The 7,528-nt window shown below is 39.9% G+C and carries 5 protein-coding genes; all 5 read right to left on the minus strand.

Translation table 11 applies throughout. The features are described 5' to 3' along the window. Positions 1–540: 540 nt before the first annotated feature. The 5 genes from ACUVXA_RS13230 to ACUVXA_RS13250 all read right to left on the minus strand — a co-directional run bounded on the left by ACUVXA_RS13230 (position 541) and on the right by ACUVXA_RS13250 (position 7,268). Positions 541–1,383 carry a HEAT repeat domain-containing protein gene (locus ACUVXA_RS13230; RefSeq protein ID WP_445871746.1) on the minus strand — a complete coding sequence of 281 codons (843 nt, stop codon included), beginning with the start codon at positions 1,381–1,383 and terminating at the stop codon, positions 541–543. Between the two features lie 151 nt (positions 1,384–1,534). Further along, positions 1,535–2,728, minus strand: a complete 1,194-nt coding sequence (locus tag ACUVXA_RS13235) for a hypothetical protein (protein WP_445871747.1) — start codon at positions 2,726–2,728, stop codon at positions 1,535–1,537. A gap of 19 nt (positions 2,729–2,747) precedes the next feature. Further along, the gene (locus ACUVXA_RS13240) at positions 2,748–4,640 is read right to left on the minus strand and encodes a DNA topoisomerase VI subunit B (RefSeq protein WP_445871748.1); all 1,893 of its coding nucleotides are present in this window, start codon (positions 4,638–4,640) and stop codon (positions 2,748–2,750) included. 496 nt (positions 4,641–5,136) lie between these two features. Next, positions 5,137–6,354 (minus strand): alpha/beta hydrolase family protein, encoded by a 1,218-nt coding sequence (locus ACUVXA_RS13245; RefSeq protein WP_445871749.1) that lies wholly within the window; start codon positions 6,352–6,354, stop codon positions 5,137–5,139. 83 nt (positions 6,355–6,437) lie between these two features. Beyond that, positions 6,438–7,268 carry a sulfite exporter TauE/SafE family protein gene (locus ACUVXA_RS13250; RefSeq protein ID WP_445871750.1) on the minus strand — a complete coding sequence of 277 codons (831 nt, stop codon included), beginning with the start codon at positions 7,266–7,268 and terminating at the stop codon, positions 6,438–6,440. Positions 7,269–7,528 lie beyond the last annotated feature (260 nt).

Genomic DNA, 7,528 nt, shown 5'->3' on the forward strand with positions numbered 1-7,528 from the left:
AAGCAGCGTTTAAGCCGTGGTCCGCCTTTGGAAGGAAACCTTTGCTTTGCCCAGCAGTGGTTCCTTTTAGCGGATTTTTGTTCTCCACGCTGATTGCCGACTTGGTTCTCGTGGGCATATGGTTGTAGCCTTGTATTAGACGTCTCTGCGGATGTTTAGGTTCACGATTAAAGTCCAAGAATGGTATTATTTATCATTAAATCTTTCTACTGTTGTGAACCCGTAGCTTTAACTGCCTCCACTAGTGTCTTAAAATTGCCTGCTTCAATAGCTGTCTCAACAATTGGCTTCATTATATTCCCTCCAATTTTGGTTGATATTATTTGGAATATCACATATCAAAAAAATCCTTAATTTATATGCCAAACTTATATATAATATAATTAAAATAAGAAATTTTAAATTTTTTAAAATATTTTATAGAAAACTAACTTTAATGACTTATAAAAAATCAGAAGATAGTATAATAATTGCCAAAAACTAAAAAAAAGTTGCAGTACTAGTCCTTAACAATTTGCCCATCATTATGAATGAATTCTATTATAATTCTATATCTGGCTCACTTTCTTCTTCTTCACCAGAAATTCTCCTTAACGCCCAGCCAGCCCTCTTCTGCACCCTCCAATCGGGATCCTTCAGAGCTGTGACTAGAGGTTCCACTACTGAGGGGTCAGCAATTTCTCCTAGAGCCCAGACCGCTTTGTAGCGGATCTCTCCCTTTTCTCTCATAGCCGCCACTAGGTCTTTTACCGCTCTGGGATCTCCTATAGTCCTTAGAGAGTCTATGGTTTTGATGACCACTTCTCTATCCTTGTCCTTTAGTCTTTTTGTTAAGGGTGTAACCGCTTTGGGGTCTTTAATTTCTCCTAGAGCCCAGGCTGCGGTTCTTCTCACCTGCCAGTCCTTATCCTCAAGAGCTTTTATGAGGGGGTCTACTGCTTCTCTGCTCTTCATTTCTCCGAGGGCAAGTGCGGCATTTCTACGTACTGTAAAGTTTTTGTCCTTAAGTGCTTTGATTAATATTTTTACTGCTTTAGGATGGTCAATCTTTCCCAGAGCGAGGACTGCTCCGCCCCGCACCTTCCAATCCTTATTCTTTAGCTTGGAAGCTAAGGCGTAAATTGCTCTAGGGTCACCTATTTCTCCCAAAACTTCCATTACCATTAAGCTTGTTTGATTTTGGCTAATTGCCAAAGTTTCTACTAGAGGTTTAACAGCTCTTTCACCATTATTTACTAAGAATTCATAGAATTTGGATTGGAGTTCAGTGTTTTCATTTGATAGTAGTTTTGCAATTTTTTCTAGTGTATCTCTTTTTCCTTTGGTTCTTCCTTTCCAATAACTATCCAAAATATATGTGAAATCCTCTGTCTTTTTTTCCATCTTCCTCCTCAACTTCCGAGGCGCCCATTCTACAAATTATTTGAAGGAGTACTCGTTAATAAATCTAATTGACTTATTAATGCTAAAAAATACGTTATTAATATAGATAATGGGATAAAAATTAAAAAAAGTTAGGTAAATATAATAATTTTTAAATCCAATCTCCGGTTGAGAGTTTCTGAGGCAGATAGGTTTCAGTTAAGAATTCGAATCCATGACTGCTAAGGGCTTGAATCTCCGCTTTTCTTTTCAACTCAATCATGAGTTTGAGGTCATCAGCCCACTCTTTGTTTCTTTGAACGAAAGGCTCTTTTAGCATCTCTTTGGCTCGCTTGATGTCTTTATCCGTCATTTTTAGCCAGCATTCCCTAGGGATTTGGTAGCTGTCAAGGTCTCTGCTTAAAACCCCAAGGAGTTTCAATTCAGGAGTTGCAAGAAATGGTGACTCATAGCTCAGACGTTTACTTCCCCTAAGATATACACTATATATGTAGGAACCGTAAGGGTCACTATCCATCAGTGCGAAGGCTGGGATTTTCAGATTTTTAACCAGTTTCCTAAGAAAGCTTCTTGTGGCTATGTCTGCGGATCCCTTTCCGGTTAATATAATACAGGGATATTTGTTCCACCATTTTGCCTCGCTAAGCCTGATAAGTGCAGCGTCCTTTTCCACAACTAGTATAAATTCTGCATCGCTTTCCCTAATCTCGATCTTATCTAAGAAGGGTGTTATAGACCAGCCACCGCTTCCCAGTTTTGTGAGATCTATAGTGTCTCCGCTATCTCTTATTATGAGTCTGCCTATAGCCATACCCTTTGCGCTTGCTACAATATGTGTAGAGTCACGGGTAGTATTAAGCAAGGGAGGGATGTCGTCGATGATTTTATCACTGTTTATTTGGTCTTTGAAAAGATTAACATCATTATAAAAGATTTCACGCTTCGTGGCATGAATGTCTTTTTCCACCAGAGTGTGTACAAGTTCTAGCACTCTCATGCTTCTAGCCACGTCTTGTGAGGTGGATAAGCTTAGAAGTGCCCTCGAACTCTTCCCCTCACCCAGAAGTAGTAGGTCATTTTCCTCATCATAAATTATATTGTCCCCACTTCTCTGTGGTATATAGATTTCTGGTGGCGATTTATTTTCAATCTGTAAAAGAAGTTGGCGTCCCTGCTCGTGGATCCGCTTATGAACTTTGTCTGTAGGTAATTCCTCGACAATCACCGCTCCTTTAGGGGGCTTAAACTTTGATTTACTTTTTTCCCTCATCTTATCCCTTAACTCTCTTACTTTACCCAAGTCTATTGAAATATCCGATGGGGTAGCTCCTTTCGCTTTTGACAACTATTACACTCTCCTCGTGTTACGCTTTTGCAATTTCAGCCAATATTTCTGGTGGGATTGTTTCTGGCGCTGTTTTCAGCTTGGGTTCAGTCTTGGTTTTACCTCTTTGTTGAACCTTTTTCTCTTTCCTTACCAGTTTTCTTTCATTTGAGGCTATCATGGCTTCAATATTTTTATATACTTTCTCATATGTGGGTTTAACGTTTAATTCGGGATCGGTTTCTTCTATGGCAACAAGGGACTTGGCAAAAACCTCTGCGTGTTCCAAGAGTGTTTTCGCCCTCTTCATTCTTCTAGTTTCGATTTCACCCTTAGTTATGTGAGTTTTTAATTTTCTGCCCAACTCCTCAAGGGCCAGCTTGATTTCTCTTACTAGAATATCGTCTGCGGCAAGGGCTTGTTTACTCTGGGCCTTAAACATGACGTGTACAAATGGACCACTAACATTTACAAATAGCTTTAAGGGTCCTCGTGGTAGACCGTTATCTGCCTTGTCAATTTTGTAGTTTTTCCAGTTCACACTTGAAGCTGCTTTCCATATAGCACAGTCCGAATTATCTCTGAGTTTTGGAGTTCGGTTCGTGAACCGGTTTAGGATGGAGTTACCAAAGTCGTTTAAAGCTTGGTTATTTGGATCATAAGCGATGGCTGCTTCCACCACAAAGGCTAAGCCCTTGCTGCTTGTTGGAGGACGGGTAACTGCTTCTACAAACTCGCAGTTAAGGTTCTTTTTAATGACCCCTTGAAGCACCTCTCTTCCCACGGGGACTACAGTGTCGATTGGAGGAGCTGGATACTTCATACTAATGAAAGATCGGTAAAGTGCGTTTATTTGTTCATCGTTCAATTTCTTAACGAGGGAATTTGAACTAATTTTGTTTCTAGTATTTTTGTTAGCGTTCTCTATTATGTCCTTAGCCCTTTTACTTCCTATTCTGCAGAAGGATGTGGTGAGAAAATCTATCACTTTGGAAGCTTTCGTGTTCCTAATCAATTCTTGGAAGTCTCCTATACTGGTGGACTCTGGGTGAGGCTCAGTGTAAACTGGCTCTGCGGGAAAATCAGAAACTCGTCTCGGATAGATGGCGATTTCTCCATTGGGATCGACAAAAATAATTGTAACGTGACTATTTAGAAGTGCGGTTTGGCGAGTATATTCGTCAGCATAACTTCTTACGTATTTAACATTAAGATACCAGAGCTGCACGTAGGTTCCATGCTTAAATGGGACAACTACTCCAGTGGGTGGGATTGTGTACTTTTTCTTATTTTCGCCCGTAGTATAGAATACTGAAAGCTCACCTCTTTTTTCTTTTATATGTTTACTGATCACAGTGATGGGTCTGCCTGTCGTGTTCTGAGCATCGCTAAAGGCACTGGGGGCTCCGAAACCCTGGCTTCCCCTAGTCTGTCTCAACTTCTCAGATTTACTTGAGGCTAAATATATTCCATACTTTTCAAGGTCCACCGGTCTTATCCCGACACCATTATCGAAAGCCTCAAACGAATACATTTCTATATCAGAGCCCTGAATATCATCCGGTAAAATTTCAGGCTTCTCAACTCTCTGAATTATTACTAGGGCTATGGGTTCCATGTTTATAATAGGTTGTAGAGGCTCTAGTATCTCTTTTAACCGGGCTGTAATTTTTTGGGCTTTAAGTTTTGCTCCGTTTTCATTCCACGGTTTAAGCGTGTACTCAATTTTCGGAATCTCGGGGCTCAAGTTTTTGAAAGCTTGGTGCTTCCATTGAGCGGTTTCAATAGCGTCCAGAGCGTTGTCTACGAATTCCGCTACGTATTGTGTATGTTTGTGCCGCTCTATGGAGAATCCGACAAGCTGGGTTCTTTTTCTCATAAATTGTGCAATGCTTCCTTCCTTGATCACGCCTTTGGAACTACTGTCCGGCATTCTGTTATCACCTTTTTAGGTCTTGTTCCGAATTCGGTGAAAACGTTATGAACATATCTTAAACGTAACGGTTATATATAAAAAAGGTTGTGATATGCGAATTCCACAATTTTTCCATATAGAAATTGCTACTTTCCCAAATCTTAAACCTTTTTATTACAAATTCATCAATAATAAATATAATTTTATATTTATAAGATAAACTCCACGTATACCCTTACATCACCTATACGTATTTTTCCACTTTACATTTTTTGAAAGCTTGTATTACCTCAATCACATTCATCCAAGAATATGAGATAGAAAATATATAAACTCACAAATAATTTTACGATTAAAAACATTTCCCAAATTTTAAAAAAGCCCACACAAAAAAGGAAGAAGAATATATTAGCAAGCTTTAGGGCTAAGCATTCTGTAATGTATTCCCAGATTTGGAATAATCTATTCATTATTTTTGTGGTTTTACTTATCCTGTTGAACAGTACACGATTAATTACTTTTCGAGTACTTGGTCCAACCAATCAAATACGACTTGGTACATGAGGCTTCTATTGTTGACTTGGCAGTGCCCATGAGCTCCTTCTTTTTCTGTAAAGATGCGCAGCGTTTTTAGGCATGAGAGTTTTTCGTGAAATTGACGTGCTTGAGCTACTGCCTCCTCTCCTTCTCCTATGCTAATCAAGCTAAGCGTGGGGCACGTAATATTGTCCTCTAAGCGCTCTATGGTATAATTTGATATTTTTTCAAAGAACTCCCAAGGAGTACTTGCTCCCATAGGTTTCAGAAAATTTTCTACAGTTGCTCGAAACATTGGATTTTGCTTAGCCGCAGTTTGAATAAGATTATTTATATCTAATGGGGAAAACTCCTCAATAGAGAATGGAAGTGCCCCTAATACCAAGCGACGAAAGTTAACAATGGGGGCATTCGCTATTAAAGCACGAATACGCTTCTCAAATGCAACAGCTCTTGGTGCGAGGTAACCTCCAAAGCTGAAACCAATAAGTGCCAAACTTTTGCCATCTATTTCCGGGCGGGTCAAGGCATAATCTACAACGGATTCGACCGGCACCTCATAATCCGATCTAAAAATCATATCAGGATATGAGTGCAGAACTCCACGCTGTCCCGGTCCCTCAAAGATTAAGGCGTGGTAACCTCTACGGTTTGCTTCGGCTCCAATAATGAAGTAAAGTTCCTCTCCAGTGCTGTCGTATCCCCCCATCACTAGGAGTGTTGGACGTTTACCACCCTTGCTGTCTGCTGGTAGGAAGTATCCCGGCAAAATTTTATCATCAAAAGGAATCTCAAGAATTTCAATAGGTGGATCGAAAAGAGGGATGGCACGTCGGAAACAGGATTGACTCTTTTCCCATAACTCTTGATGCTGCGCAGTTTCCCATTGTGCATAAAACTCAGCGGCTCGATAATAGTTGGATGCCCGAAGGAAATTCTCACGAGCACTCAAACTGTGTCTCTTTGCCAAAGATTCTTCTCCTCGAGCTTCTACCAGGCTGGCAATTTCAGTCCACGCTTTTACCCAGCTTTCTGGGTCACCGTCCTTCGTGTTTTCAGCGGCGTAAAAACACTCACCAAACTCTGCACCTCCATGATGCTGAGTTAATGCGCGGATGAATTGGAAATTCATTTCAGGGCTTTTAAAGGGCAGTTTCTCAGAGGTCATAGAGATGACCTTTACACCTTCGGCCATAATCATTTCCTCCTACCAAATATTTATAAAAATATTAAATCCAACGTACAAATATATTAGTTTTACCAAAAAATCTATTATGGTTAAAGAGGGAATTGTGGAATAAGCTGGGTTATAATCATAGCGGCCCCTAGTATTACAAATATTATTCCCACGATTTTTGCTAGAGTTTCCTCTGAGGCCCGGTTAGCATAAAGGGCACCGAACCTACCGCCTATAACCGTGCCAAACCCTACGATTAGTGCAATAATGAGACTTATGTTGTTGTTCAGGGTGTATCCTATGGCTCCCGACGCCGCTGTTATCGCCATAATTAGGGTGGAGGTTCCTATAGCTTTGTGGATGGGGTATTTGAGGACAAAGATGAGGACCAGGAGGAACATGACTCCTCCGCCGGCTCCAATAATACCACTCACTATACCGATTGTGAAACCTATGATAATAGTAAATGCGACTTTCCTTTTCTCTATAGGTATATTTGCAATATGTGCATTCTGTTCGATTTTTATTGTTTGTAATGCACCTGAGAATAGTCTTAGCCTTTGCCGTATTTCCTTTCTCCATAAACCCAATCCGCTAAGAATTAGAAATATAGAGAATACACCACCGAGTTCAAACTCGGGAATATAAGCTGCTAAAATACTGCCCAATTGTGCGCCGATCACCGCTCCTAATGCTAACCAAATGCCGGATTTTAAATCCACGTTCTTATTCCGATAGTATGTATACGCAACAACCACTGAGGCTATCACGTCCACTGCAAGACTTGAACCGATTGCAACGTGAACAGGAAGATCCAGAGCCATAGTTAGCGCAGGAACCACAATGAGCACACCGCTCGCACCCATCAAGCCAGTAACAGCACCCGAAAGAAGTCCTATTAGCACTGATATAAGCATCGAAACCCAGTCCAAGCACATCACCAAAAGTATTTTGAGACACTAGTCGAGTTGATAAAAACTGTTTTCTGCATAAATGCGTAAATAGTACTATTTTGATATTAAATAATTTCTTCCAAAACTTGGTATAGATAAAGTAAAAAAATAAATGGCTTAGAAATTAAATACCTTTAATTTTTATTTTTTACATTTTAAACGAAATATTCATTATAATAATAAATTTAACCTAATTTTTCTAGCAAGCAGTAGTAAATCTATTTCTATTATCTAAATAT

It is taken from the genome of Candidatus Jordarchaeum sp. (genome assembly GCF_052745115.1).